This is a genomic window from Ideonella alba (assembly GCF_018069875.1).
GTDB lineage: Bacteria > Pseudomonadota > Gammaproteobacteria > Burkholderiales > Burkholderiaceae_C > Ideonella > Ideonella alba.
In genome coordinates this window covers 297,518-322,972 of the sequence record NZ_JAGQDF010000003.1, presented here as the reverse complement: position 1 = coordinate 322,972, position 25,455 = coordinate 297,518, and the positions used below count along the sequence as shown (strand labels likewise).

Here is a 25,455-nt window from a genome sequence, read left to right as displayed (position 1 = left end):
GCGCTACTCGCGCAGGCGCGTCACGCCGCGCAGTTCGCAGGCGTGCACCGCGTTGCGCAGCGCGGCAATCGCCTCGTAGCGGGTGAAGCTGCGCCGCCAGGCCAGCACCACGCGGCGGCTGGGCACCGGGGCCTCGAAGGGGATGAACTTCAGGTGCGGCTGCGCCTCGCGCGGCACGCTCAGGCGCGGCACCACGGTCACGCCCATGCCCGAGGCCACCATGTGCTTGATGGTTTCGAGCGAGGAGCCCTCGAAGCTCTTGCGGATGCCCTCGGCGTCGCTGGAGAAGCGGGCGAACTCGGGGCAGACCTCCAGCACCTGGTCGCGGAAGCAGTGGCCGGTGCCCAGCAGCAGCATGGTCTCCTGCTTGAGCTCCTGGCTGCTGATCGACTTGCGCTTGGCCAGCGCGTGGGTCTTGGGCACGGCCACCATGAAGGGCTCGTCGTAGAGCGGCGCCACGGCCAGGCCGGCGTCCGGAAAAGGCTCGGCCATGATGGCGCAGTCGAGTTCGCCGGTGCGCAGCATGTCCAGCAGCTTGACGGTGAAGTTCTCCTGCAGCACCAGCGGCATCTGCGGCGAGCGCTCGATCGCGTGGCGCACCAGCTCGGGCAGCAGGTAGGGGCCGATGGTGTAGATGATGCCCAGGCGCAGCGGGCCGGCCAGCGGGTCCTTGCCGCGCTGGGCGATCTCCTTGATGGCCGCCGCCTGCTCGATCACCTGCTGGGCCTGGCGCACGATGGCCTCGCCCAGCGCGGTCATCGTGACCTCGGTGCTGCCGCGCTCGAAGATCTTGACGTCGAGCTCCTCCTCGAGCTTCTTGATCGCCACCGACAGCGTGGGCTGCGAGACGAAGCAGGCCTCGGCGGCGCGGCCGAAGTGGCGCTCGCGGGCCACGGCGACGATGTAGCGCAGTTCGGTCAGGGTCATGCCGGGATTGTGCGCACAAGCCACCGGGCACGCACAGTGCGGGAAAAAGAAACGCCGCCCGAAGGCGGCGTTGACGTGGCCGGCGAGGCCGATCAGTTGCGGTTCACGGCCGACCAGGCCGCGGCCACCGCGGCTTCCTCGGCCGAGCCGATGCCGTACAGCTCCTGCGCGGCCGCGATCGTGTGGGTGCGCGCGGCGGCGAAGGTTTCGCTGGCGGTGAACTTGGTGGTCAGCGCGCGGTACCAGATCTTCTCGGCCTTGGCGCGACCGATGCCGGCGACCGTGCCGGTGCCGGTGGCCACGCGGGTGCCGCTGGTGCAGGTCTTGGACGGCACGCCGTTGGTGGTGCCTTCGGCCAGCAGGAAGAAGAAGTGGTTGGCCACGCCCGACGAGTAGTGCACGTCGATGTTGCCCACGCCGTTGTACCAGCAGTCGGACGAGGCGCCGTCGGCGCTGGGCTGGATCATCGTGCGCAGGTAGGCGCGCGGGGCGATCGAGATCTCCTCGCCGATCAGGTAGTCGCCCGGGTCATTGGCGTTGGCCGCGTAGTACTCGACCATGGTGCCGAAGATGTCCGAGGTGGCCTCGTTCAGGCCGCCCGACTCGCCCGAGTAGATCAGGCCGGCGGTGCGGCTGGTCACGCCGTGGGTCATCTCGTGGCCCGCCACGTCCAGCGAGACCAGCGGGTTGAATCCCGGGTAGCTGCCGCTGCCGTCGCCGTAGGTCATGCAGTAGCAGCCATCGCTCCAGAAGGCATTGTTGTAGGCGCTGGAGTAATGCACGCGCGAGCGGGCCGGGGTGCCGGCGCCGTCGATGCCCAGGCGGCCGTGCACGTTCAGGTAGTAGTCCCAGGTCACGGCCATGCCGTAGTGGGCGTCGGCGGCGGCGGACTGGGTGTTGGTCTTGAGGTTGGTGCCCCAGATGTTGTCGGCATCCGTCATCTTGGTCTCGGTGGTGGTGCCGTTGCTCATCGTCACCGTGTACTGGCCACCGCGCTGCAGATCGGTCAGCGCGTACTTGGTGACGCGCTTGTTGCTCTTGGTGTTCACCGCCACGTCACCCGAGTACAGGGTCTTGCCGGTGCCGACGGCGGAGCCGGTGTGCACGGTGTCCCACTGGTCGACGACCTTGCCGCTGTCGGCGTGGACGATCAGGCGGGCCTGGCTGGGCGTGCCGTCGCGCTGCACGCCGTCCACCGCCACTTCCCAGGCCAGGTGCGGCACGTCGCCGCGCGCATAGACCACCAGGCGCTGGCCGCTGACCTGGCCCTGCAGGTGCTTGAAGGCCTTCAGCGCGCGCGACGAGGCGGCGCCGGCCGACAGCGCCGGCGTGGCGCTCAGCGCCAGCGGACGCTGCAGCGTCTGGATCACGCCATGCAGCGAGCCATCGGGATGGCTGCGCACGATCAGGTCACCGGCGATGACCGGCAGGCCCTTGTACTGACGGTCCAGGCGCACATGCTCGGTGCCGTCGGCATCGACCACCACGTCCTTGGCGACATAGCTGTCGTCCAGCGAGGCACGGGCCCCGGTGAAGGCGCCACCGCTGAGGTGCTGCAGCGCGCGCTGCACGGCGGGGTGCGAGGCATCCGGCGCGGCGAAAGCGGTACCGGACAGGCCGACCAGGGCGGCCAGCGCCAGGGTCAGGCGGCGAAGGGCAAAGCGAGGGGTCATGGGACTTCCAGGTGGGGTCGATGTTCGTGGCATCGGCCGTGGGTTGAGAACAGAGCGCTAGTCTCGCCCCGCGCTGGTGCGTTCACCACCCCCCTGTTCTAGGCATGTGCAATGTGCCCATCAGGCCTTCATGAACTCCGCCGCCGCGCCCAGCCAGCGCCGCACCTGGGCGGCCGCCACGGCCGGGTGCTGTTCCAGCAGGCGCGGGGCGTGGCGGCGGGCAGCGGCCAGCAGCGGGGCGTCCTCGGCCAGGTCGGCGAAGCGCAGCAGCGCGTCGCCCGACTGGCGCTGGCCCATGAACTCGCCCGGGCCGCGCAGCTCCAGGTCGCGGCGGGCGATCTCGAAGCCGTCGGTGGTCTCGGCCATGGCCTTCAGGCGCGACTTGCCGGTCTCGGACAGCGGCTGGCTGAACAGCAGTACGCACACACTCTCCACCGAACCCCGGCCCACCCGGCCGCGCAACTGGTGCAACTGGGCCAGGCCGAAGCGTTCGGCGTGCTCGATCACCATCAGGCTGGCATTGGGCACGTCCACACCCACCTCGATCACCGTGGTGGCCACCAGCACGGCCAGCTCGCCTGCGGCAAAGCGCGCCATCACCGCCGCCTTCTCGGCCGGCGCCAGGCGGCCATGCAGCAGGCCCACGCCAATGCCGGCCAGCGCCTCGGACAGCTGGGCGTGGGTCTCGGTCACGTTGGCCAACTCGGCCATCGACTTGCCGCTCAGGTCCTCGGCCTCGCTGGCCTCGACCAGCGGGCAGACCCAGTAGACCTGCCGCCCCCTGGCCACCTCGTCGCGGATGCGGCCGATCACCTCCTCGCGGCGCGACTCGGCAAAGACGCGGGTGATGATCGGGCTGCGGCCAGGCGGCAGCTGGTCGATGGTGGAGACCTCCAGATCGGCGTAGTAGGTCATCGCCAGCGTGCGCGGGATCGGTGTGGCGCTCATCATCAGCAGGTGCGGCTCCAGCGCGCCGCCGTCCGGCAGGTCCTGGCGCAGCTTGTGGCGCAGCGCCAGCCGCTGGGCGACGCCGAAGCGGTGCTGCTCGTCGACGATGGCCAGCCCCAGGCGCTCGAAGTGCACGTCGTCCTGGATCACCGCGTGCGTGCCCACCACCAGGCGCGCCCGGCCCTCGGCGATCGCCGCCAGCTGCTCGCGCCGGACCTTGCCCTTGCGGCTGCCGCTGAGCCAGGCCACCTGCAGGCCCAGCGGCTCCAGCCACTGCACCAGCTTCTTGAAGTGCTGCTCGGCCAGGATCTCGGTGGGCGCCATCAGCGCGCACTGCCACCCGGCGTCGATGGCCACCGCCGCGGCCAGCGCGGCCACCACCGTCTTGCCGGCGCCCACGTCGCCCTGCAGCAGGCGGTGCATCGGCTGGGGGCGGGCGATGTCGGCGGCGATCTCCTCGGCCACGCGGCGCTGGGCGTCGGTCAGGCCCCAGGGCAGCGCGGCCAGCAGGCCGTCGCGCACGCCGCCGGGGCGCACCGCCAGCTCGGGCGCGCGCAGCCGGGCGCGCTCGCGCCGGGCCTGCTGCTGGCTGAGCTGCTGGGCCAGCAGCTCCTCGTACTTCAGGCGCTGCCAGGCGGGGTGGCTGTGGTCCTCCAGCGTGGCCAGCGGCGTGCCGGGCGGCGGGTGGTGCAGGAACTCCAGCGCCGCACGCAAGGTGGGCAGCTTCGGCGGCACGGCGTCGGGCGGCAGCAGCTCGCGCAGATCGGCGCGCTGCAGGCCGCCGGCCACCGCCTTGCGCAGGTAGGCCTGCGGCAGCTGGGCGCTGGCGGGGTAGACCGGGGTCAGCGCCTGCGGCAGCGCGTCGCCCGGCTCGGCCACGCGCACCTGCGGGTGCACCATCTCGCGGCCGAAGAAACCGTGGCGCAGCTCGCCGCGCACCCGCAGGCCGGTGCCCGGCGCCCAGGCCTTCTGCTGCGAGGGATAGAAGTGCAGGAAGCGCAGCACCAGCTCGTCGCCGGCCTCGTCTCGGCAGCGCAGCACCAGCTGGCGGCGACTGCGCTGCTCGACCTGGCTGAGCTGCACCGTGACCTGCACCTGCACCGTCTCGCCCGCGCGGGCCTGGGCCAGCGGGGTCAGGCGGGTCTCGTCCTCGTAGCGCAGCGGCAGATGCAGCGCCAGCGCCAGCGGCGTGTCCAGGCCCAGGCGCTGCAGCGCGCGCGCCGGCCCGCTGAGGGCGGCAGGGGCGGGAGCGGGGGCCGGCGTGACCATGGGGTGATTGTGGCGGTGTGCGCTGCTCTGCGCGTCTGTCGGTCGGCGGCCACAGTGGCCCGGGCCGCTGCCCAATTCGCCACGCCCTGAGGACCTTCCCCTAGGCCGGCCACCCCGCCGCAGCGGACAATCAGATCTGACGCGCACTCCCGCGCCGTCTGCTGCCCTGAATCCTGCCCACCACCATGCGCCTCATTGCCCGTTTTCTGCTGCTGCTGTCGCTGGTGCTGGGTCTGAGCCTGGCCTTTGCCTGGGCCTGGGACCGCAACGACCCCGACGCCCCGGCCGCCGCGATCCGCTGAACCGGCCCGGCAGGGCCACGGGTGGGCCCGCCAAGCGCGGTCTGATGGGCTGACTGATGGGCTGACAACGGCCCTGCGCGGCCCAGGGCTGGCGTGGTGCATGGAACAATCGGTGCCTTCCGAGATCCTTGAAGGCCGGTACAGCCTGCAAGCCATGCCCTCTTCTGCCCTGCACCCCCACGGTCGGCCCTTCCAGCTGGCCGATTTCGACTTCCACCTGCCCGCCGAGCTGATCGCCCAGCACCCGGCCCCGGAGCGCAGCGCCTCGCGCCTGCTCGACGGCACCGGGCTGCTGCCGGTGGACCGCGTGTTCCGCGCGCTGCCCACGCTGCTGCGGCCAGGCGACCTGCTGGTCTTCAACGACACCCGGGTGCTCAAGGCCCGCCTGTTCGGCGAGAAGCCCACCGGTGGCGCGGTCGAGGCGCTGGTCGAGCGCCTGCTGCCCAGCACCGACGCGCGCCACGGCGAGATGCTGGCCCACCTGCGCGCCAGCAAGTCGCCACGCGAGGGCAGCACGGTGCGCTTCGGCGGCGCCGACGGCTTCGACGCCCTGGTCCTGGGCCGCGCCGGCCCCGACGGCAGCCTGTTCCACCTGCGCGTCGAAGGCGACCCGCTGGTGCTGCTGGAGCGCCACGGCCATGTGCCGCTGCCGCCCTACATCACCCACGACGACGCGCCCGAGGACGCCGAGCGCTACCAGACCGTCTTCGCCCGCCAGCCCGGCGCGGTGGCCGCGCCCACCGCGGCGCTGCACTTCGATGAAGGCGTGCTGGCGGCGCTGGCCGCGGCCGGCGTCGAGCGCGCGCATGTGACGCTGCATGTGGGGGCCGGCACCTTCCAGCCGGTGCGCACCGAGAACCTGTCCGAACACCGCATGCACAGCGAGTGGTACGACGTGCCGCAGACCACGGTGGAGGCCATCGCCGCCTGCCGCGCGCGCGGCGGCCGCGTGGTGTCGGTGGGCACCACCACGCTGCGGGCGCTGGAGTCCGCGGCGCGCCATGCGGGCCGCGGCGGCCTGGCCCAGGCGGTCAGCGGCGAGACCGACATCTTCATCACGCCAGGCTTCCACTTCCAGGTGGTGGACGTGCTGCTGACCAATTTCCACCTGCCCAAGAGCACGCTGATGATGCTGGTCAGCGCCTTCGCCGGCTACCCGCAGGTGATGGCGCTGTACCGCCACGCGATCGAGACCGGCTACCGCTTCTTCAGCTACGGCGACGCGATGTTGCTGCAGCGCGCCTGACGGTCAGGGCGCCCGATCCGCTGTCGCGGGCTGGCGCAGCCGTCGCGCCGACGCTGCGCGCCAGGTGTGCCAGGGTGTTCCATCCTGGCAAAAGCGCCAGCAGTCTTGACGAGGCTCAACTCTGCTGGCGCGCCGGCTCCCAAGATGCGGTCCAAGGGTTCACCGCTATCAAAAGGAGTCCACCATGCTGCGCACCCCGCACCTGATCGCCCTCGCTGCCGCGCTCGTCGCCGGCCCGGCCCTGGCCGCCGGCAATGACGACGCCATGCTCAAACTGGCCAACACCAGTGGCTGCCTGACCTGCCACCACATCGATCCGGGCGGCAAGGGCCCGGACGGCCTGGCCCCGATCGGCCCGGCCTGGAAGGATGTGGCCGCGAAGTACAAGGGCCAGAAGGACGCCCAGAAGACCCTCACCGCCACGGTGATGGCCGGCTCCAACCCCTACGAGAGCCACTGGAAGGGCAAGGTCAGCGGCCTGGCCATGCCGCCCAACAAGGTGGCGATCACCGAAGCCGACGCGTCCAAGCTGGTCAGCTGGATCCTGCAGCTCAAGTGAGCCTGGGCGGCTGTCGGCCCTGGCCGACGGCCGCGCTGCAGTTCAGTCGACGCGCACGCAGCGCTCGCGCTGCTGGGCGGGCAGGTTCTGTCCGCCCACCTGCAGGCTGACGCCCCGGCGCACGTAGATCTGGTCGCCCTGGCGCAGCAGCGTGCCGGGCAGCGCCTCGGTGATCTGGCCGCTGGGCAGTTGCAGCTCGGCCGGCCCGCTGATGCGCTGCAGCGGCACCGCCTTGCCGGTGACCAGGGCCTGCACCGGCACGCTGTCGCTGGCGCGGCCGCTTTGCTGCACCAGCCACTGCGACCAGCGCCGGATCGCGGCGCCGCGCTCGTCGGGCGTGCGGCCCAGTTCGGCCGGGAAGCTGTTGCTTTGCATCAGGCTGCGGGTCTCGGCGTCGCACACGCCCATCAGCATGCCGGCCAGCTGGGTCTCGGCCAGCTTGTGCTCGGGCTGCTGCTGCAGGGCCTGGCGGAAGCAGGCGCGGATCGGCGCCCAGGCCGGGCCTTCCGGATCGGTCTGCGGCAAGGGGCAGGGCGGGCCGTTGAGGGTGAGCTTGGCCGTGGCCGGTCCGACCAGCGGCACCGCCGAGGGCTTGGGGTTGGTCAGCACCGCACCGTTGTCGCAGCGCACCGCGCTGTCGGAGTAGGTGGGCGTGCCGCCGCCGTCGCAGCGGTAGATGGTGGCGCCGCGCGGCGCTTCGTCCGCTGCTGCCGCCGACACGGACGCGGCCAGCAGCGCCAGAGGCAGGAACCGGGGAGCAGCGAACATCCGGTCATGATGCCTCAAACCGGCCGGGATCCGGCGCCGGCTCGGGTATCGTCGCGTGATGACCTCGCCCTGGAACGCTGTGCGGCGGCTGCTGGCCGCCACCTTGTGGATGGCGCTGGCGGCCCAGGCCGCCCTGGGGGCACCAATGCGCCTGGCCGTGGACGCCACCGACCTGGATCGCCGCGTGCTGCGCGTGCAGCAGCAGATCGACGTCGATCGGCCCGGCCCGCTGACCCTGCGCTACGCCCGCTACCTGCCCGGCGGCCACGGGCCCTACGGTGACGTCACCCGCCTGGCCGGCCTGCGCGTGCAGGCCGGCCAACAGGCGCTGGCCTGGCGCCGCGTGGCCGGCGACCCCTTCGCCTTCCTGATCGACGTGCCGCCGGGCGTGTCGACGCTGGAGCTGGACTTCCAGTACCTGGCGCCGGTGCGCGGCAGTGGCGAGCGCATCAGCATCACGCCGGCGCTGCTGGGCATCGAGTGGGAGACGGTGCTGCTCTATGTCGACGGACGGGCGGTCGATGCCCAGCGCATCACGCCGCGGCTGCGCCTGCCCGCGGGCTGGCAGGAGGCCAGCGCGCTGCGCGACGCCGCCGGCCAGCGCGCCGAGCCTGATGCCCGCGGCTGGCGACAGTACCGCGAGATGTCGGTCGAGACCCTGGTGGATTCGCCCTTGTTCGCCGGCCGCCACCTGCAGCGCCATGCGCTGGACGACACGCCCGGCGCGCCCCCGGTCAGCCTGGCCCTGCTGGCCGATCAGCCCGGGGCGCTGAGCGCCACGCCCGCACAGCTGGCCGCCCACCGCGCGCTGGTCACGCAGGCCGACCGCCTGTTCGGCGGCATGCGGCCCTTTCGCCACTACGAGCTGATGCTGGCGCTGTCCGACGAGTTCGGCGGCATGGGGCTGGAGCACCACGAGTCCAGCGAGAACGCGCTGCGCCCCGACTACTTCAAGGACTGGCCCGACGCGATCCGCGGCCGCGAGCTGCTGCCGCACGAGTACGTGCACAGCTGGAACGGCAAGGCCCACCGCCCGGCCGACCTGCTGACGCCCGATTACCACCAGCCGATGGGCACCTCGCTGCTGTGGGTCTACGAGGGCCTGACCGAGTACTGGGGCCATGTGCTGGCGGCGCGCGCCGGCCTGTCCACGCCCGAGCAGGCGATGGACCGCCTGGCCACCACCGTGGCCGAGGTGCAGGCACGCGCCGGCCGCCGCTGGCGTGCGCTGGCCGACACCCAGATCGACCCGGCGATCGGCCCCGGCCACACCCGCGAATGGGAAGACCAGCAGCGCCTGCAGGACTACTACGACGAGGGCCTGCTGCTGTGGCTGGAGGCCGACCTGGCCATCCGCCAGGCCAGCGGCGGCCAGCGCTCGCTGGACGACTTCGCACGCGCGTTCCATGGCCGCGCGCCGGGCCGCCACGCCGATGGCTCGGTCCGCCCGCAGCCCTACACCGAGGACGCGCTGATCGCCGCGCTGACCGCCGTGCAGCCGCTGGACTGGCGGCGTTTCCTGCGCGAGCGCCTGGACCAGCCCGGCCGCGACGCCGCGCTGGCCCTGACGCACAGCGGCTGGGCCCTGGGCTGGCAGGCCGAGGAGAGCCGCTTCCAGCAGCACGAACGCGGCTGGGAGGGCGACTCGGGCACCGAGCGCCCGCAGAACCTGGCCCATTCGCTGGGCCTGCGCGTCATCGGCAACGGCACGCTGACCCAGGTCTTCTGGGGCAGCCCCGCCTATGCGGCCGGCCTGACCAAGGGCATGACGCTGCTGGCGGTCAACGACCTGGCCTACAAGCCCGAGCGCCTGGATGCCGCGCTGCGCGCCAACACCGGTGGCGAAGCGCCGCTGCGCCTGCTGGTCAAGGACGGCGAGCGCTACCGCAGCGTGACGATCGACTGGCGCCAGGGGGCGCGCCACCCGGTGCTGCAGCGCCTGCCGGCGCAGACCGACGGGCTGTCGGCCATCTACCGTCCGCGCTGACCCCGACGCGGGCGCGCCCGGCCCTGAGGTATGGTCGCGCTTCCTTCCACGGACGCCCGACCCATGCCCCGCATCCTCGCCCACAAGGCCAGCCTGCGCGCTGTCCTGGCGGCCGCGCTGACCGCGCTGGCCACCACCGCCGCCCCACCGGCGGCCATCGCCGCCGCCCCCACCTCGCCCGGCCCCTGGCCCGGCACGATCACGCTGGCGGTGGACGCCACCGACCTGGACCGCCAGATCCAGCGCGTCACCCAGACGCTGCCGGTGCCCGGCCCCGGGCCGCTGACGCTGCACTACCCGCGCTTCCTGCCCGGCACCCACGGCCCCTATGGCGATGTGGCCCAGCTGGCCGGGCTGCAGATCAGCGCCGGCGAGCGCCGGATCGAGTGGCGCCGCGACACGCTGGACCCCTACGCCTTCCTGATCGACGTGCCTGCCGGCGTGCGCGAGCTGACACTGCGCTACGAGCACCTGGCACCGCAGAACAGCAGCCAGGGCCGGCCCACGATGACGCGCCAGATCCTGGGTGTGCAGTGGAACCAGACCCTGCTCTACCCCACCCGCGTGCCCGCCGCCGCGGTGCGCGTGCAGGCGCAGGTGAAGCTGCCCGACGGCTGGCAGGCCGCCACCGCGCTGCGCGACGCGCAAGGCCGGGTGGCCCAGGCCGATGGCCAGGGCTGGGTGCGCTTTGCGCCGGTGTCGGTGGAGACGCTGGTGGATTCGCCGCTGTTCGCCGGCCGCCATGCGAAGCGGGTGGAACTGGACCCGCCCGGCACGCCGCGCCCGGTGGCGCTGAACCTGCTGGCCGACGAGCCTGGCCTGCTGGACGCCAGCGATGCGCAGCTGGAGGCCCACCGCCGCCTGGTGCAGCAGTCCGACCGCCTGTTCGGCGCGCGCCACTGGCGCCAGTACGACTTCCTGCTGGCGCAGTCCAGGCACTTCGGCGGCATCGGCCTGGAGCACCACGAGTCCAGCGAGAACGGCGTGCGTCCCGGCTACTTCAAGGACTGGGACAAGGCAATCGCCTCGCGCGAGCTGCTGCCGCACGAGTACGTGCACTCGTGGAACGGCAAGTTCCGCCGCCCCGCCGACCTGCTGACCCCGCACTACAACGTGCCGATGCAGAACACGCTGCTGTGGGTCTACGAAGGCATGACCCAGTACTGGGGCCATGTGCTGACCGCCCGCTCAGGTCTGGCCACGCCCGAGCAGTCGCGCGATGCGCTGGCCTACGTGGCCGCGTATCTGGATGCGCGCGCCGGCCGCACCTGGCGCAACCTGCAGGACACCACCAACGAAGGCACGATCCGCAGCAGCCGCGACAAGGCCTGGCGCGACTGGCAGCGCGGCGTCGACTACTACGACGAGGCCACGCTGATCTGGCTGGACGCCGACACGCTGATCCGCGAGAAGAGTGGAGGCACCAAGTCGCTCGACGACTTCGCCCGGGCCTTCTTCGGCGTGCCCACGGCCTTCCGTGCTGACGGCAGCATCGCGCCCCTGCCCTACACCTTCGACGAGGTGGTGGCCGCGCTGAACGCGGTGCAGCCGCACGACTGGGCCGGCTTCCTGCGCCAGCGCCTGGACAGCCACGGCCCCAGCGCGCCGCTCGACGGCCTGGCCCGCGGCGGCTGGACGCTGGGCTGGAGCGGCACCGAAAGCCCCTTCGCGAAGAACGCCCCGTCGCGCGACGGCAAGCCGCGCCCGGCCGACTTCCGCTGGTCGCTGGGCCTGATGGTCACGCACGAGGGCAAGCTCGAGCAGGTGGCCTGGGACAGCCCCGCGTTCAAGGCGGGCCTGGCGCCGGGCCTGACGCTGCTGGCGGTGAACCTGCAGGCCTATACGAGCGAGCGCCTGGCGCAGGCGATCGACGCCAACCGGGACGGCCGCGCGCCGATCCAGCTGCTGCTCAAGGAGGACGATCTCTTCCGCCTGGTGACGATCGACTGGCGCGGCGGCCAGCGCTTCCCGGTGCTGCAGCGTGCGGACGGCCAGCCCGACCGCCTGGCGGCCATCTACAGCGCCCGGTGAGCGCGTCCGCCGCCCTGCCCGCCAAGGCGCTGGCGCCGCTGGGCGGCTACCCGCCCGAGCTGATCGCCCAGGTCACGCCCACGCTGCTGGCCGGGCAGATGCACGCGCTGCTGCGCCAGCGCCACCCTGAGCCCAACCCGGTGCGCGACGACCGCGCGCTGTTCGACTATGTCAACGAGCGCAAGCAGCGCTTCCTGCGCAACGCGCCACCGATCGCCCGCATCGCCTATGACGCCAAGATCCGCCTGCTGCAGCAGGCGCTGGGCACCCACACCCGGCGCACCCAGGTGCAGGGCGGTCAGCTGAAATCGCGCCGCGAGATCCGCATCGCCACGCTGTTCCGCGATCTGCCCGCGGCCTTCCTGGAGATGATCGTCGTGCACGAACTGGCCCACCTGAAGGAGCCCGAGCACGACAAGGCCTTCTATGGCCTGTGCACGCACATGCTGGGCGACTACCACCAGCGCGAGTTCGACCTGCGCCTGTGGCTGGCGGCCGATGCCGTGGCCGCTCAGACCGCCAGCAGCTGAGCCCGCACGGCGGGCGGGATGTCCACCGGCTTGCGCGTGGCGCGGTCGATGAAGACGATGCCGCTCTGGCCGCGCGCCACCGGCCGGCCGCTGGCCTCGTCGCTCATCTGGAAGGCCAGCGCAAAGCCGCAGCGCGCGAACTCCACCGGCTGCATGCGGATGCGCATGGTCTCGCCGTGGAAGCCCTCGCTCTGGTACTGCGCCTGCAGCTCGGCCACGACGATCGGGCAGCCGCCCACATCGCCCTCGCGCCAGCCCAGTGCGCGGAAAAATCGCAGCCGCGCCTCGGACACCAGCGTGATCAGCTGCGCGTTGTCCAGGTGCCCGCCCTGGTTGACGTGGCTGATGTAGATCTGCACGGCGGTCTCGAAACCGAAGCGCTCGGGGGGCTGAAGCTGAAGTCGGGGCATGGGCCGATTTTCGCGCGCCGTAAGATCGGTGCATGAAGGTCGATTTCGATGGCGTTCAGGCCTTCGTGGCGGTGGCCGAGCTGGGCGGCTTCAGCCGCGCGGCGCGCGAGCTGCACCTCACCCAGACCGCGCTGACCCGGCGCGTGCAGAAGCTCGAGGCCTACCTGGGCCTGAAGCTGCTGGACCGCACCACGCGGCGCGTCGCGCTGAGCACCGTGGGCCGCGAGTTCCTGCCGCAGGCGCGCGCGCTGGTGCAGGACATGACCAGCGCCGTCGAGCGACTGAAGGACATGTCGCGGCTGGGCAGCGGACAGCTGGCGCTGGCCTGCATCCCCTCGATGAGCTCGCACGTGCTGCCCGGCCTGATCCGCCAGTACGCGCAGGCGCACCCGGACAACCGCATCCGGCTGCACGACGGGTCCTCTACCGAGGTGCGCCAGGCGGTGCTGGATGGCCAGGCCGACCTGGGCATCGCGCTGCACGGCGAGCCGCACCCCGACCTGGAAGAGCGGCGGCTGTTCAGCGACCCGCTGGTGTTCCTGTGCCGCACGCCGCACCCGCTGGAGCAGGCCGCCGAGGTGCGCTGGAGCGACCTGCATGACACCGAGCTGATCGGCGTCAGCAGCTTCATGGCCACGCGCATCTTCATGGACTACCAGCTGGCCAAGCGCGGCATCCGGCTGCAGGGCCGCTACGAGGTGCAGCACCACGCCACCGCGATCAACCTGGTGGCGGCCGGCGTGGGAGCGGCCATCCTGCCCTCGTCCACCTTCCAGCCGGGCGACCGGCCCGGCGTGCGCAAGATCCCGCTGACCCACCCGGTGGTGCGGCGCCAGGTGGTGCTGCTGCAGCGCCGCGAGCAGGCCCTGTCGCCGGCGGCGCTGGCGTTCAGGAAGCTGATTGAGCAGGCGCGCTTCAAGCCCTGAACCGGCGGTGCGGCCACTGATGCCTGGATCGCAATAATCGATCCGTCCTTTTCATTTCACGAATCAATCGCCGGTTTCCACAATCGCCCCATGTTTCATCGGCTGTGGGGCGGTTCATGGGCACGGACGTGCTGGTCATCGGAGGGGGCAATGCGGCCCTGTGCGCGGCGCTGACGGCGCGCGAGGCGGGTGCGCGCGTGCTGCTGCTCGAAGCCGCGCCGCGCGACCTGCGCGGCGGCAACTCGGCCCACACCCGCAACCTGCGTTGCATGCACGACGCGCCGCAGGACGTGCTGGTCGACGCCTACCCCGAGGAGGAGTACTGGCAGGACCTGCTGAAGGTCACCGGCGGGCGCACCAACGAGGCGCTGGCCCGGATGGTGATCCGCGCCTCGGCCACCTGCCGCGGCTGGATGCAGCGCCACGGCGTGCGCTTCCAGCCGCCGCTGTCGGGCGCCCTGCATGTGGCGCGCACCAACGCCTTCTTCATGGGTGGCGGCAAGGCCCTGGTCAACGCCTACTACCGCAGCGCCGAGCGCCTGGGCGTGCAGGTGCGCTACGACACGCCGGTGCAGCGCATCGAGCTGCAGGACGGCCGCTTCGTCGCCGCCTGGGCCGGCAATGAACGCATCGAGGCGGCCAGCTGCGTGCTGGCGGCCGGCGGCTTCGAATCCAACCGCGACTGGCTGCGCGAGGCCTGGGGCCGCAACGCGCGCGGCGAATGGCCGGCCGACCAGTTCCTGATCCGCGGCACCCGCTTCAACCAGGGCACGCTGCTGCGCCACCTGATCGACGAGCAGCACGCCGATGCGATCGGCGACGCCACCCAGGCCCACATGGTGGCGATCGATGCCCGCGCGCCGCTGTACGACGGTGGCATCTGCACCCGCATCGACTGCGTCAGCCTGGGCGTGGTCCTCAACCGCGACGGCGAGCGCTTCTACGACGAGGGCGAGGACTTCTGGCCCAAGCGCTACGCGATCTGGGGCCGGCTGGTGGCCCACCAGCCGGGGCAGACCGCCTGGTCGGTGATCGACGCCAAGGCCGTGGGCCGTTTCATGCCGCCGGTCTTTCCCGGCGTGGTGGCCGACAGCCTGCCCGAGCTGGCGCGCCGCCTGGGCCTGCCCGAGGACCGCTTCATGCTGACCCTGGACGACTACAACCGCGCCTGCCGCCCCGGGCGCTTCGACCACACCGTGCTTGACGACTGCGCCACCGAGGGCCTGACGCCCGCCAAGAGCCACTGGGCGCGGCCGATCGACACGCCGCCCTTCTACGGCTACGCACTGCGCCCCGGCGTGACCTTCACCTACCTGGGCCTGCGCACCGACGAGACCGCCGCGGTGCGCTTTGCCGACCGGCCCAGCCCCAACCTGTTCGTGGCCGGCGAGATGATGGCCGGCAATGTGCTGGGCCAGGGCTACACCGCCGGTGTCGGCATGTCGATCGGCACGGCGTTTGGCCGCATTGCCGGCGAGCGCGCCGCCGCCGCGGCCCGGGTGCAGGAGGTGCGCCATGCAGCCGCTTGAGTCGCTGGCCGCGCAGGCCGTGGCGCTGGCCGAGGGCGCGCCCACGCCCGAAGCCGAGGTGGCGCGGGTGATGCAGATCTGCAATGCCTGCCGCTACTGCGAGGGCTTCTGCGCCGTCTTCCCGGCGATGACCTATCGGCTGCGCTTCGAGCCGGCCGACGCCCACTACCTGGCCAACCTGTGTCACGCCTGCGGCGCCTGCCTGCACGCCTGCCAATACGCGCCGCCGCACGAATTTGCCGTCAATGTGCCGCGGGCCATGGCCCAGGTGCGCCAGCGCACCTACGCGGTCAACGCCTGGCCGGCCGCACTGGGCCGCGCCTACGAGCGCAACGGCCTGGTGCTGTCGCTGGCGCTGGCCGCCGCGCTGGCGCTGGTGCTGGCGGTCGCGGTGGTGCTGGGCGGCGGATGGCAGGTGCCCGCGGGCGCCGGCTTCTACGCGGTGCTGCCGCACGGCCTGCTGGTGGCGCTGTTCGCGCCGGTGCTGGGCTTCGCGGCGCTGTCGCTGGCGATCGGCGTGCGCCGCTTCTGGCGCCAGGCCACGCCGGTCAGCAGCGGCCAGCCGCTGGGCGCCGAAGCGGCGCGCGAAGCCACCGGCCAGGCGCTGGTGCTGCGCTACCTGGACGGCGGACATGGCGAGGGCTGCCACAACGCCGACGACGCCTGGACCCACGCGCGCCGGCGCTTCCACCACCTGACCTTCTACGGCTTCATGCTGTGCTTCGCGGCCACCGCGGTGGCCACGCTCTACCACTATGCCTTCGGCTGGCACGCACCCTATGCCTGGCCAGCGCTGCCCAAGCTGCTGGGCGTGCCGGGCGGCGTGGCACTGGCCGTGGGCACGGCCGGCCTGGGCTGGCTGCATCTGCGGCGCCACCCGCTGCACGGCGATCCGGCGCAGCGGCCGATGGACCTGGGCTTCATCGCCCTGCTGTGCCTGGTGGCCAGCAGCGGCCTGGGCCTGTGGCTGGCCGGCGCCAGCGCGGCCATGCCGTGGTGGCTCTGCGTGCACCTGGGTGCGGTGCTGGCCCTGTTTGCCACCCTGCCCTGCGGCAAGTTCGCCCATGGTCTCTACCGCACCGCCGCGCTGCTGCGCGCTGCGGTGGAGCGCCGCCAACCCAACCCCGTCGGCCTGGGCGCCGACTGACGACTCCAAGGAGACACCCATGAACCGCCGACCTCTGCTGGCCGCCCTGGCCATCGCGCTGATGCCGCTGTGCGGCCAGGCGCAGGACCTGCCCGCCAAGAAGAACCTCACCATCGTCGTCGGCTTCGCCGCCGGCGGCGCGGCCGACACCGCGGCGCGCATCATCGGCAAGAAGCTGGCCGACAACACCGGCTTCACCGTGGTGATCGACAACAAGGCCGGCGCCGGCGGCAACATCGCGCACCAGTTCGCCGCCACCGGCCCGGCCGATGGCTCGGTGCTGCTGTTCGGCTCGGTGGGGCCGCTGGCGATCGCGCCGCACCTGATGAAGCTCCCCTACGACCCGGTCAAGGACCTGGCACCGGTGACCATGGGCGTGAACTTCCCCAACGTGCTGGTGGTGCACAGCGGGCTGAAGATCAAGACCTTTGCCGAGTTCATCGACTTCGCGCGCAAGAACCCCGGCAAGCTCGACTACGCCTCCACCGGTGCCGGCTCGGCCTCGCACCTGGCGGGCGAGCTGATGGACGACATGGCGAAGATCGACACCGTCCACATCCCCTACAAGGGCGGCGCACCGGCGCTGCAGGACCTGCTGGGCGGGCGCGTGGCGGCCTACTACTCGACGCTGTCCACCGCACAGCAGCACATCGATGCCGGCAAGCTGATCCCGCTGGCGGTGACCGGCGCCAAGCGCATTCCGCAGCTGCCCAATGTGCCCACCATCGCCGAGTCGGGCTTCCCCGGCTACCTGGCCACCAACTGGTACGCCTTCGTGGCCTCGTCCAAGGTGCCCAAGCCCATCCTGGACCGCTGGAACACCGAGCTGGTCAAGGTGCTGAAGTCGCCCGACGTGGTGGCCGAGCTGAACCAGCATGGCATGCCGCCCGCCCCCGGCACGCGCGAGGAGCTGGCGCAGGAGATCGCCCGCGAGTCGGCGATGTGGGGCCGCGTGATCCGCGACCGCAAGATCAAGATCGACTGAGCCAGGCTCGGCAGGAGACACCCCATGCACATCCTCATCCGTCTGGCCCTGCTGGCCAGCCTGTCCCTGGCACAGATCGGCGCCTGGGCCGCCGAGATCCGCGTCGTCACCTCGGGCGCCTTCACCGAGGCCTACAAGCAGCTGATCCCGATCTACGAGCAGGCCACCGGCCACACCGTGATCAGCAGCTTCGGCGCCTCGATCGGCAATGCGCCGGATTCCATCCCCAGCCGCTTCGCCCGCGGCGAGGTGTTCGACCTGGTGATCCTCTCCGAGGGCGGGCTGGAGGCGCTGGTCAAGGCCGGCCAGGTGCAGCCCGGCTCGCGCATCGACCTGGCGCGCTCGAAGATCGGCGCCGCGGTGCGCAAGGGCACGCCCAAGCCCGACATCAGCACCGTCGAGGCGCTGAAGAAGACGCTGCTGGACGCCAAGTCGGTGGCCTACTCGGCCAGCGCCAGCGGCACCTACCTGTCGACCGAGCTGTTCCCCAAGCTGGGGGTGGCCGAGCGGCTGAAGGAGACGGGAAAGCGCATCCTCAGCGAGCGCGTCGGCGCGGTGGTGGCGCGCGGCGACGCCGAGCTGGGCTTCCAGCAGGTCAGCGAGCTGATCTACTTCAAGGAGCTGGACTTCATCGGCACCCTGCCCGAAGAAGTGCAGCAGACGATCTTCTTCTCGGCCGGCCTCGTCAAGGACAGCAAGCAGGCCGAGCTGGCCACGCACCTGGCGCGCTTCCTGGCCTCGGCCGCGGTGGCCGAGATCGTGCGCGCCACGGGGCTGGAGCCGGCCGCGGTCAAGCGCTGAGCCCGGCATGAGCGCTTCGCTGCGGCGCCCGGCCCACCTGGGCGAGTTGTTTCTGGTCTTCTCCGGGATGGCGCTGCAGGGCTTTGGCGGCGTGCTGGGCGTGGTGCACCGCGAACTGGTGGAGCGCCGCGCCTGGATGGATGAAGCCGGCTTTGCGGGTGACTGGGCCACCGCCCAGGTGCTGCCCGGCCCCAACGTCTGCAACCTGGCCCTGATGTACGGCTGGCGCCAGTTTGGCTGGCGCGGTGCGCTGAGCGCCCTGGGCGGCCTGCTGCTGGCCCCGACGCTGCTGCTGGTGTTGCTGGCCACCGCCCTGGCCCAGGTGGAGTCCTGGCCGGTGGTGAAGGGCGCGATCGCCGGGCTCTCGGCGGTGGCGGCGGGCCTGGTGGCCGGGGCCGGCCTGCGCCTGGCCGCGGGCCTGTCGGCTCACCCGCTGGGCCGCGCGCCGGCACTGGCGCTGGCCGCCCTGGCGCTGGCGACCCTGTTGCTGGGCCTGCCGATGGTGGGCGTGGTGCTGCTGGTCGGCCTGCCGGCCTGCGGGCTGACCTGGCGTTGCCTGCGCCCACCGCGCTGAGCTGCCGATGGCTGCACCCCTGGACCTGGGCCAGCTGTGGCTGATCCACCTGGGCTTGTCGCCGTTCACGATCGGCGGCGCGATGACCGTCGCCCCCGACCTGCACCGCCTGCTGGTCAGCGAGCAGGGCTGGCTCAGCGAAGCCGACTTCACCCGCAGCCTGACGCTGGCCCAGGCCGCCCCCGGGCCGAATGTGCTCTACGTGGCGCTGGCCGGCTGGCTGATCGGCTGGCAGCACGCCGGGGCGGGCCTGGCGGTGCAGGCCGGGCTGGCAGCGGCCGCCGCGGGCACCGCGCTGTTCGGGCTGCTGCTGCCCAGTTCTGTGCTGGCCTGTCTGGCGGCCCATCTGGCACAGCGCTGGCACGCGCATGCCCTGCTGCAGGCCTTTCGGCGCGGCATGGAGCCGGTGGTGGTGGCCGCGATGCTGGGCACGGCGGTGTTCATCGGCCGTGGCGCCGGGCTGGGCAGCGATACCCCGGTCGCCCTGGCCCTGGCGGCGGGCACCGCGCTGGCCGTGCTGCGCACGCGCTGGCCGGTGTGGGCGCTGCTGGCGGCGGGGGCGCTGGTCGGCGCGCTGGGCGCGGTCTGAGCCAGCCCGCGCCGCGCGCGCAGACCGTGCGCATCGCACGGCGGACCCGCGCGCCGGCTGCCACGCGCCGCCACCTTTGACGACAGTCAAGCCCTCCCGCGGCACTTCGGCCAACCATGGCGGCCCCGCCGTCACTGGCGGGCGCCGAGTGTCGCCATGCCGTTTCGCCCTACCCTGATTGCTGCGCTGGTGCTGCTGTGCATCGGCCTGTGCATCGGCTGGATCCGCGGCGGCGAGGACGGCGAGGCGCCGCCCATGCCGCCACCCGGTCCGACGCCGGCCCTGCCCTTCCAGGCCCTGCAGCCCCTGCCGCCGGTGCCGGCGCTACCGGCCGCGCGCGTGGCGCTGGGCGAACGCCTGTTCCACGAGCCCCGCCTGTCGCACGACAACAGCCTGTCCTGTGCCAGCTGCCATGACCTGGCCCATGGTGGCGCCGACGCCCGCCCGGTGTCGCTGGGGGTGCGGGGTCAGCCGGGACAGCGCAACGCGCCCACGGTGTTCAATGCCAGCCTGAACTTCGTGCAGTTCTGGGATGGCCGCGCGGGCTCGTTGCGCGAGCAGGCCGCCGGGCCGGTGCACAACCCGGTGGAGATGGCCTCCAGCTGGCCCGAGGTCCTGGACAAGCTGCGCGCCGACGCCAGCTACCGCGAGGCCTTTGCCAGCGCCTATGGCGGGCCGCCCACGGCCGAGCACATCGTTGACGCACTGGCCAGCTTCGAGGAGACCCTGCTGACGCCGGACAGCCCGCTCGACCGCTTCCTGCGCGGCGAACCCGGGGCGCTCGACGCGCGCCAGCGCGCCGGGCTGCAGCGCTTCATCGAGCTGGGCTGTGCCAGCTGCCACCAGGGCGTGGGCCTCGGCGGCAACATGTTCCAGCGCTTCGGGGTGATGGAGGCCCCGCCGCCTGGCGTCGCGCGCGACAGCGGGCGCCAGGCCGTCACCGGCCGCGAGGCCGACCGCGGCGTCTTCAAGGTGCCCGGCCTGCGCAACGTGGCGCTGACCGCGCCCTACTTCCACGACGCCTCGGCGGCCACGCTGGAGGACGCGGTCCGCACCATGGCGCGGGTGCAGCTGGGGCAGGACATGGCGGCGCAGGACGTGGACCTGATCGTCGCCTTCCTGCACGCGCTGACCGGCCGTTGGCGGGGACAGGCCCTGCAGTGAGCGGCACGACGGCGCCACGCTTCGGCGGGCCGGCAGGCCGCGGCTGGCGCGCACGCGCCGGGATCGTGCTGCTGATGGCGCTGGCGGTGGGGCTGTTCGCGGTGCTGGAGCGCGGGGCCAGCGCGGTGCCGGCAGCGGTCCATGCCGCGTACTCGGAGCGGCTGCACGATGTGCGCAGCCTGAACGCTGCGGTCGACCGCGACCTGCTGGCGGCGCGCTGGCAACGCAACCGCCACTACGATGACCTGACGAGCCACACCGGCCAGCTCTCGCAACTGGCCGGGCAGCTCGCGCCGCCGCCGAGCTTCCTGCTGGACCGCGACGCACCGACGGTGGCGGCCGAGGCCGACGCGCTGGCTGCGGCGCTGATCGAGAAAGCCGATCTGGTCGACCAGTTCCGCCGCGAGAACGCGGTGCTGAGCAACTCGCTGAACTACCTGGACGCGCTGACGCGCGAGCTCCTCGACGGCCCTCTGGCCGAGCGCCTGAGCGAGGCCCAGCGCGAGGCGATCGGGCGCTACGCCCGCCAGCTGAGTGCGGGCAGGCTGGGCGCCGAGCACCATCCGCCGCCTCCGCTGACGCTGGACGGGCCCGGCGTCCTGGCCGAGCCGGTGGCCCAGCTGCGCCGCCACGGCGCGGTGCTGGTCGAGCGCGAAGCGCGCCTGGACGCGCTGGACCGGCAGCTGCTGGCCCTGGGCACCGACGCCCGCGTCGATGCACTGGCCCACCACTACACCGCGGGCCACGCACGCGCGGCGGCGCAGGCCACGCGCTACCGCCAGGCGCTGTCGGTGGTCAGCGTGCTGCTGGCCGGCGCGGTGGGCTGGCTGCTGTGGCACCTGGCGCGGGCGCGCCGCAGCCTGCAGCGCACCCACGCCGAGCTGGCCCAGCTGTACGACGCCCAGCTGGCCGCCCAGCAGCTGCTGACGCTGCACGCCACCGCGTTTCGCAACGCCCACGACGGCATCACGCTGACCGACGCGCAGGGCAACATCCTCGACGTCAACCCGGCCTTCACCCGCATCACCGGCTGGACGCGGGAAGAGGTGATCGGCCGCAACCCGCGCGTGCTGAAGTCGGGCTACCACGACGACGCGTTCTACCGCGCGATGTGGCGCTCGATCGCCGACACCGGACGCTGGTCGGGCGAGATCTGGAACCGCAACCGCGAAGGCGCGATCTATCCCGAGCTGCTGTCGATCGCCGCGGTGCGCGACGCCGAAGGCCAGACGCGCAACTTCGTCGCGGTGTTCGCCGACATCGGCCACCTCAAGCACCAGGAGCGCCAGCTCAAGCAGCTGGCCTATTTCGATGCGCTGACCGAGCTGCCCAACCGCAAGCTGCTGGCCGAGCGCCTGGGCCATGGCATCGCCCAGGCGCGCCACGGCGGGCGCCTGCTGGCGGTGTGTCTGCTCGACCTGGACGGCTTCAAGCCGATCAATGACCAGTGGGGCCACGAGGCCGGCGACCGCGTGCTGGTGGAGATCGGCCAGCGCCTGCTGCGCGCGGTGCGCGGCGGTGACACCGTGGCGCGCCTGGGCGGCGACGAGTTCGCGCTGCTGCTCAACGGCCTGGGCTCGGTGGACGAGGTCGAGGAGGTGCTGCGCCGCCTGATCGCCGTGGTGGCCCAGCCGCTGGCCGGCCTGCCGCAGCCGACCACGGTGTCGGCCAGCGTCGGCGTGACCCTGTTCCCCGCCGACGACGAAGGCCCCGACACGCTGCTGCGCCACGCCGACCAGGCGATGTACCAGGCCAAGCAGGCCGGCAAGAACGGCTACCGCTTCTTCAACGCCGAGGAAGAGCGCCACCAGCGCCACCGCCACGGCCATGTGGCGCGCCTGGCCGATGCGCTACGCCAGGGCGAGCTGGTGCTGCATTACCAGCCGCAGGTGGACCTGCGCGCCGGCCGCGTGGTCGGCGCCGAGGCGCTGATCCGCTGGCAGCACCCGCAGCGCGGGCTGCTGGCGCCGGGTGACTTCCTGCCGCAGATCGACGACGCCGAGCTGATCGAGTCGATCGGCGACTGGGTCATCGAGCAGGCGCTGAGCCAGCTCGATGCCTGGCACGCCGCCGGCCAGCGGCTGCCGGTGAGCGTCAACATCGCCGGCCGCCACCTGCAGCAGCGCGACTTCATCGACCGCCTGCAGGCGGCCCAGGCCCGGCACCCGGCGGTGGCCGGTCTGCTGGCGCTGGAGGTGCTGGAGACCACCGCGCTGGAGGACATCGTGCGCACCGCGCGGGTGATTGACGACTGCCGCGCGCTGGGCGTCAGCGTGGCGCTGGACGACTTCGGCGCCGGCTACTCCTCGCTGAGCTACCTCAAGCGCCTGCCGATCGAGCTGATCAAGATCGACCTGGGCTTCGTGCGCGAGCTGCCCACCGACCTGGACAACCTGATCATCGTGCGCGGCGTGATCGAGCTGGCGCGCGCCTTCGGCCGTCAGGTGCTGGCCGAGGGCATTGAATCGGCGCTGCACGGCCGCATGCTGCTGCAGCTCGACGGCGACCTGGCGCAGGGCCACGGCATCGCCCGCGCGATGCCGGCCGGCGACTGGCTGCCCTGGCTGGCCGCCTGGCGGCCCGACCCGTCCTGGCAGGCGGTGGCGCCGCTGCACTGGAGCGACACCGACCGGCAGCTGCTCACTGCCGAGATCCAGCTGCGTGCCTGGGTGGAGCAGGTGCAGCGCGCGGTGCTGGAACAGCGGCCGATCCCGCACCAGCATTTCGGCGACCCCACCCGCTGCGCCTTCGGCACCTGGTTCGAGGCCGATGGCCGGCTGCGCTACGCGGCACACGGGGCCACCGCCCGGATCGACGCCCTGCATCGCCAGCTGCACCGCGAGGTGGACCAGCTCGACGGCCTGTGGCGCGAAGGCCGGCATGCGGCGATGCGCGCCGGCCTGTCGGCGCTGCTGGCCGTGCAGGACGAGCTGGCCGCCGCACTGCTGTCGCTGCAGCTGGCGGTGGGGCGCCCACGCGAGGACGCGCGCCCCTGATCAGACGCCGCTGCGCCGCAGCTCGCGAAAGGCGCCGAACAGCCAGCTGCGCAGGCCGATCAGCAGCGTGCAGGCCTGCTTCTGGTCGGGTGGCAGCTTCTGGTCGGCCAGGTGCTGCTGGGCAAAGTCCTGGGCCAGGCGCTGCAGGCGGTCGTTGTACGAAGCCACCAGCGCCGGGCGGATCTGGCCGTGCACCAGCGTCAGCAGTTCGCCCTCGCCGTCAAAACCGCCGCCGAAGAAGTCGCCCACCACCTGCTCGCGGAAGAAGGCCATCACCGGACCGTGCGGCCGCCAGCGAAAGGCCTTGGCCAGCTTCAGCCGGTAGCGGTTGTGCGGCCGCAGCTCGATGATGCCCAGGCGGTCCAGCTGGGCCAGCAGCGCGATGCCCTCGGTCTCGCTCAGGCGGTAGTGCGCCACCACCTGCTCCAGCGTCCACTGGCTCTGGCAGCACACCGCCATCAGCAGCAGCTTGCGGTCGGCCACCACGGCGCGCTCCTGCTCCAGCGTCAGCTCGTGGCGCTCGGGCTGGGCGGCGGCCACGCGGCGGCTGAGCTCAGTGAAGTCGGTCTTCAGCACCTCGCAGATCGCATCGATGCGGGCCAGTGGCATGTCGCCGCGGGCGAACATGCGCTTGACGCTGGATTCGGCCAGGCCCAGCTCACGCGCCAGCGCGGCGTAGGTCCAGCCGGCGGCCTTCAGCTCGGTCTTCAGCACCTGGATCAGGGCCTGGGTGGTCGACATGGCCACAGTATCGCCAAACGATACCGCAAGGGTCAAGCGACGGCACACGGCATTGATTCAAGCCACTCCTGGCCGCCCTCGCGCCAAGATGAAGCCCTGTTCAACAACGGACCCGCCCCCTCGGGACCCCACCATGGCCCGTCGCCCTCTGCGGCCCCTGCTGCCGCTGACCCTGGCCCTGCTGACCGTGCTGTCGGCCACCCCGGTGCGCGCCCACCGCGGCGGCCCGTCCGAGGCCTCGGCGGCACTGTCGGCGCTGCCGGTGCTGACCCTGGTGGGCGCGCCGCTGCTGCTGTCGGTGGGCACCGGCGTGCTGCTGGTGAAGGCCGTGGAGGTGACCGCCGAGGGCAGCGTGTGGGTGCTCGAGCGCAGCGCCGACGGCGCGCGCATCGTGCTGACCGCCGCCGGCGCCAGCGCGCTGGCGGTGGGCCAGGCGCTGACGCTGGTGGCGGTCGAGGCCGGCTGGCTGCTGGTGGACGGCAGCCGCGCCGTGGCGGTGCTGCCCGATGCGGCGCACGCCCGCCTGTTCCACCACCAGCCGCTGTCGCGATGAGCGCCCTCTGGCGCACCGCTGCGCTGGTCGTGGCGCTGCTGACAGGACCCACCGCCCGGGCGGGCCGCCCCTGCGAGCCCGAGCCGCCCACGGTGGCCGAGGTCCAGCAGGGTCTGGCCCTGGCCGTGCGCACCGAGGCCGCGCTGCAGGCCAGCGGCGCCAGCGTGGTCCTGCTGGCCCGCGCCGGCCAGGACCTCAGCGCCTACCGCCTGCGCTGGTCGCACATGGGCTGGGCCTACCGCCAGACCGATGCCAGCGGCCAGGCCAGCTGGCGCGTGGTGCACAAGCTCAACCACTGCGGCAGCGACCAGGCCCAGGTCTATCGCCAGGGTCTGGCCGAGTTCTTCCTGGACCGGCCGTGGCGCTACGAGGCCGCGTACCTGGTGCCCACGCCCGAGCTGCAGACCCGCCTGCTGCCGCTGCTGCAGGACGATGCGCGCGTGCTGCGCTGGCACGAGCCGCGCTACAACATGCTGGCCTACCCCTGGTCCACGCGCTACCAGCAGAGCAACCAGTGGGCGATCGAGACCCTGGCCGGCGCCGCCGACGAGGGCGCCAGCGACCGCCCGCGCGCCCAGGCCTGGCTGCAGTTGCGCGGCTTCACGCCGACGGTGCTGCACCTGGGCCCGCTGACCCGCCTGGGCGCGCGCGCCACCCGCGCCAACATCGCCTTCGACGACCACCCCAACGACAAGCGCTTCGCCGACCGCATCGAGACCACCACCGTCGACGCCGTTGTCGACTGGCTGCAGATCGCCCAACTGGGGGGCCCGGTGCAGACCGTTCGCTGACCACCAAGC

At 72.5% G+C, this 25,455-nt stretch carries 22 protein-coding genes; 16 read left to right on the top strand and 6 right to left on the bottom strand.

Annotated features, from left to right (window positions below):
* Positions 1-3 precede the first annotated feature (3 nt).
* The 3 genes from KAK07_RS06750 to recG form a co-directional block, all read right to left on the bottom strand.
* Positions 4-927, bottom strand: coding sequence for a LysR substrate-binding domain-containing protein (locus tag KAK07_RS06750; RefSeq protein ID WP_210851286.1), 924 nt, complete (start codon positions 925-927; stop codon positions 4-6).
* A gap of 92 nt (positions 928-1,019) precedes the next feature.
* Positions 1,020-2,600 carry a M4 family metallopeptidase gene (locus tag KAK07_RS06745; protein WP_210859757.1) on the bottom strand — a complete coding sequence of 527 codons (1,581 nt, stop codon included), beginning with the start codon at positions 2,598-2,600 and terminating at the stop codon, positions 1,020-1,022.
* 120 nt (positions 2,601-2,720) lie between these two features.
* Positions 2,721-4,817 carry an ATP-dependent DNA helicase RecG gene (gene recG, locus KAK07_RS06740; RefSeq protein ID WP_210859755.1) on the bottom strand — a complete coding sequence of 699 codons (2,097 nt, stop codon included), beginning with the start codon at positions 4,815-4,817 and terminating at the stop codon, positions 2,721-2,723.
* A gap of 456 nt (positions 4,818-5,273) precedes the next feature.
* Between recG and queA the strand changes: the two genes are divergently transcribed.
* Positions 5,274-6,365, top strand: coding sequence for a tRNA preQ1(34) S-adenosylmethionine ribosyltransferase-isomerase QueA (gene queA, locus KAK07_RS06735; RefSeq protein WP_210859753.1), 1,092 nt, complete (start codon positions 5,274-5,276; stop codon positions 6,363-6,365).
* Between the two features lie 184 nt (positions 6,366-6,549).
* Entirely contained in the window at positions 6,550-6,924 is a 375-nt protein-coding gene (locus tag KAK07_RS06730) for a c-type cytochrome (RefSeq protein ID WP_210851280.1), read from the top strand.
* Between the two features lie 42 nt (positions 6,925-6,966).
* On the opposite strand, the gene KAK07_RS06725 is transcribed toward KAK07_RS06730, so the two are convergent.
* Positions 6,967-7,692 (bottom strand): hypothetical protein, encoded by a 726-nt coding sequence (locus KAK07_RS06725; protein WP_210859751.1) that lies wholly within the window; start codon positions 7,690-7,692, stop codon positions 6,967-6,969.
* Positions 7,693-7,750: 58 nt separating this feature from the next.
* Here KAK07_RS06725 and KAK07_RS06720 point away from each other — a divergent pair, with 58 nt between their 5' ends.
* The 3 genes from KAK07_RS06720 to KAK07_RS06710 all read left to right on the top strand — a co-directional run bounded on the left by KAK07_RS06720 (position 7,751) and on the right by KAK07_RS06710 (position 12,240).
* On the top strand, positions 7,751-9,679 hold the full coding sequence (locus tag KAK07_RS06720; protein ID WP_210859749.1) for a M61 family metallopeptidase: 1,929 nt from the start codon (positions 7,751-7,753) through the stop codon (positions 9,677-9,679).
* Between the two features lie 63 nt (positions 9,680-9,742).
* On the top strand, positions 9,743-11,710 hold the full coding sequence (locus tag KAK07_RS06715) for a M61 family metallopeptidase (protein ID WP_210859747.1): 1,968 nt from the start codon (positions 9,743-9,745) through the stop codon (positions 11,708-11,710).
* A complete protein-coding gene (locus KAK07_RS06710) occupies positions 11,707-12,240 on the top strand; it encodes a M48 metallopeptidase family protein (protein ID WP_375141216.1) in 534 nt (177 codons plus the stop codon). The genes KAK07_RS06715 and KAK07_RS06710 overlap by 4 nt, the downstream gene beginning before the upstream one ends.
* On the opposite strand, the gene KAK07_RS06705 is transcribed toward KAK07_RS06710, so the two are convergent.
* Positions 12,222-12,650 carry an acyl-CoA thioesterase gene (locus KAK07_RS06705; protein ID WP_210802705.1) on the bottom strand — a complete coding sequence of 143 codons (429 nt, stop codon included), beginning with the start codon at positions 12,648-12,650 and terminating at the stop codon, positions 12,222-12,224. The genes KAK07_RS06710 and KAK07_RS06705 overlap by 19 nt on opposite strands.
* Positions 12,651-12,682: 32 nt before the next feature.
* On the opposite strand from KAK07_RS06705, the gene KAK07_RS06700 reads away from it, so the two are divergent.
* The 9 genes from KAK07_RS06700 to KAK07_RS06660 all read left to right on the top strand — a co-directional run bounded on the left by KAK07_RS06700 (position 12,683) and on the right by KAK07_RS06660 (position 23,361).
* On the top strand, positions 12,683-13,576 hold the full coding sequence (locus tag KAK07_RS06700; protein ID WP_210859745.1) for a LysR family transcriptional regulator: 894 nt from the start codon (positions 12,683-12,685) through the stop codon (positions 13,574-13,576).
* 116 nt (positions 13,577-13,692) lie between these two features.
* Positions 13,693-15,105: an FAD-dependent tricarballylate dehydrogenase TcuA gene (gene tcuA, locus KAK07_RS06695; RefSeq protein ID WP_210859743.1), complete on the top strand. Its 1,413-nt coding sequence runs from the start codon at positions 13,693-13,695 to the stop codon at positions 15,103-15,105.
* Positions 15,092-16,252 carry a tricarballylate utilization 4Fe-4S protein TcuB gene (tcuB, locus tag KAK07_RS06690; RefSeq protein WP_210859741.1) on the top strand — a complete coding sequence of 387 codons (1,161 nt, stop codon included), beginning with the start codon at positions 15,092-15,094 and terminating at the stop codon, positions 16,250-16,252. Before tcuA ends, tcuB begins: the two co-directional genes overlap by 14 nt.
* Positions 16,253-16,271: 19 nt before the next feature.
* Positions 16,272-17,237, top strand: coding sequence for a Bug family tripartite tricarboxylate transporter substrate binding protein (locus tag KAK07_RS06685; protein WP_210859740.1), 966 nt, complete (start codon positions 16,272-16,274; stop codon positions 17,235-17,237).
* Positions 17,238-17,261: 24 nt separating this feature from the next.
* Positions 17,262-18,038: a substrate-binding domain-containing protein gene (locus tag KAK07_RS06680; RefSeq protein ID WP_210859738.1), complete on the top strand. Its 777-nt coding sequence runs from the start codon at positions 17,262-17,264 to the stop codon at positions 18,036-18,038.
* A 7-nt stretch (positions 18,039-18,045) separates the two neighbouring features.
* Entirely contained in the window at positions 18,046-18,612 is a 567-nt protein-coding gene (locus tag KAK07_RS06675; protein WP_210859736.1) for a chromate transporter, read from the top strand.
* Between the two features lie 7 nt (positions 18,613-18,619).
* On the top strand, positions 18,620-19,201 hold the full coding sequence (locus tag KAK07_RS06670) for a chromate transporter (protein ID WP_210859734.1): 582 nt from the start codon (positions 18,620-18,622) through the stop codon (positions 19,199-19,201).
* Between the two features lie 156 nt (positions 19,202-19,357).
* Positions 19,358-20,365, top strand: a complete 1,008-nt coding sequence (locus KAK07_RS06665; RefSeq protein ID WP_210859732.1) for a cytochrome-c peroxidase — start codon at positions 19,358-19,360, stop codon at positions 20,363-20,365.
* Complete coding sequence (locus KAK07_RS06660) at positions 20,362-23,361, top strand: EAL domain-containing protein (protein ID WP_210859731.1); 3,000 nt, start codon at positions 20,362-20,364, stop codon at positions 23,359-23,361. The genes KAK07_RS06665 and KAK07_RS06660 overlap by 4 nt, the downstream gene beginning before the upstream one ends.
* Here the strand turns inward: KAK07_RS06660 and KAK07_RS06655 are convergent, their stop codons facing one another.
* A complete protein-coding gene (locus KAK07_RS06655; RefSeq protein ID WP_210859729.1) occupies positions 23,362-24,102 on the bottom strand; it encodes a helix-turn-helix domain-containing protein in 741 nt (246 codons plus the stop codon). It abuts the gene before it with no gap.
* Between the two features lie 133 nt (positions 24,103-24,235).
* Here KAK07_RS06655 and KAK07_RS06650 point away from each other — a divergent pair, with 133 nt between their 5' ends.
* The gene (locus KAK07_RS06650) at positions 24,236-24,655 is read left to right on the top strand and encodes a hypothetical protein (RefSeq protein WP_210851254.1); all 420 of its coding nucleotides are present in this window, start codon (positions 24,236-24,238) and stop codon (positions 24,653-24,655) included.
* The gene (locus tag KAK07_RS25135) at positions 24,652-25,446 is read left to right on the top strand and encodes a DUF2145 domain-containing protein (protein WP_247664253.1); all 795 of its coding nucleotides are present in this window, start codon (positions 24,652-24,654) and stop codon (positions 25,444-25,446) included. The genes KAK07_RS06650 and KAK07_RS25135 overlap by 4 nt, the downstream gene beginning before the upstream one ends.
* The last annotated feature ends 9 nt before the right edge of the window (positions 25,447-25,455 follow it).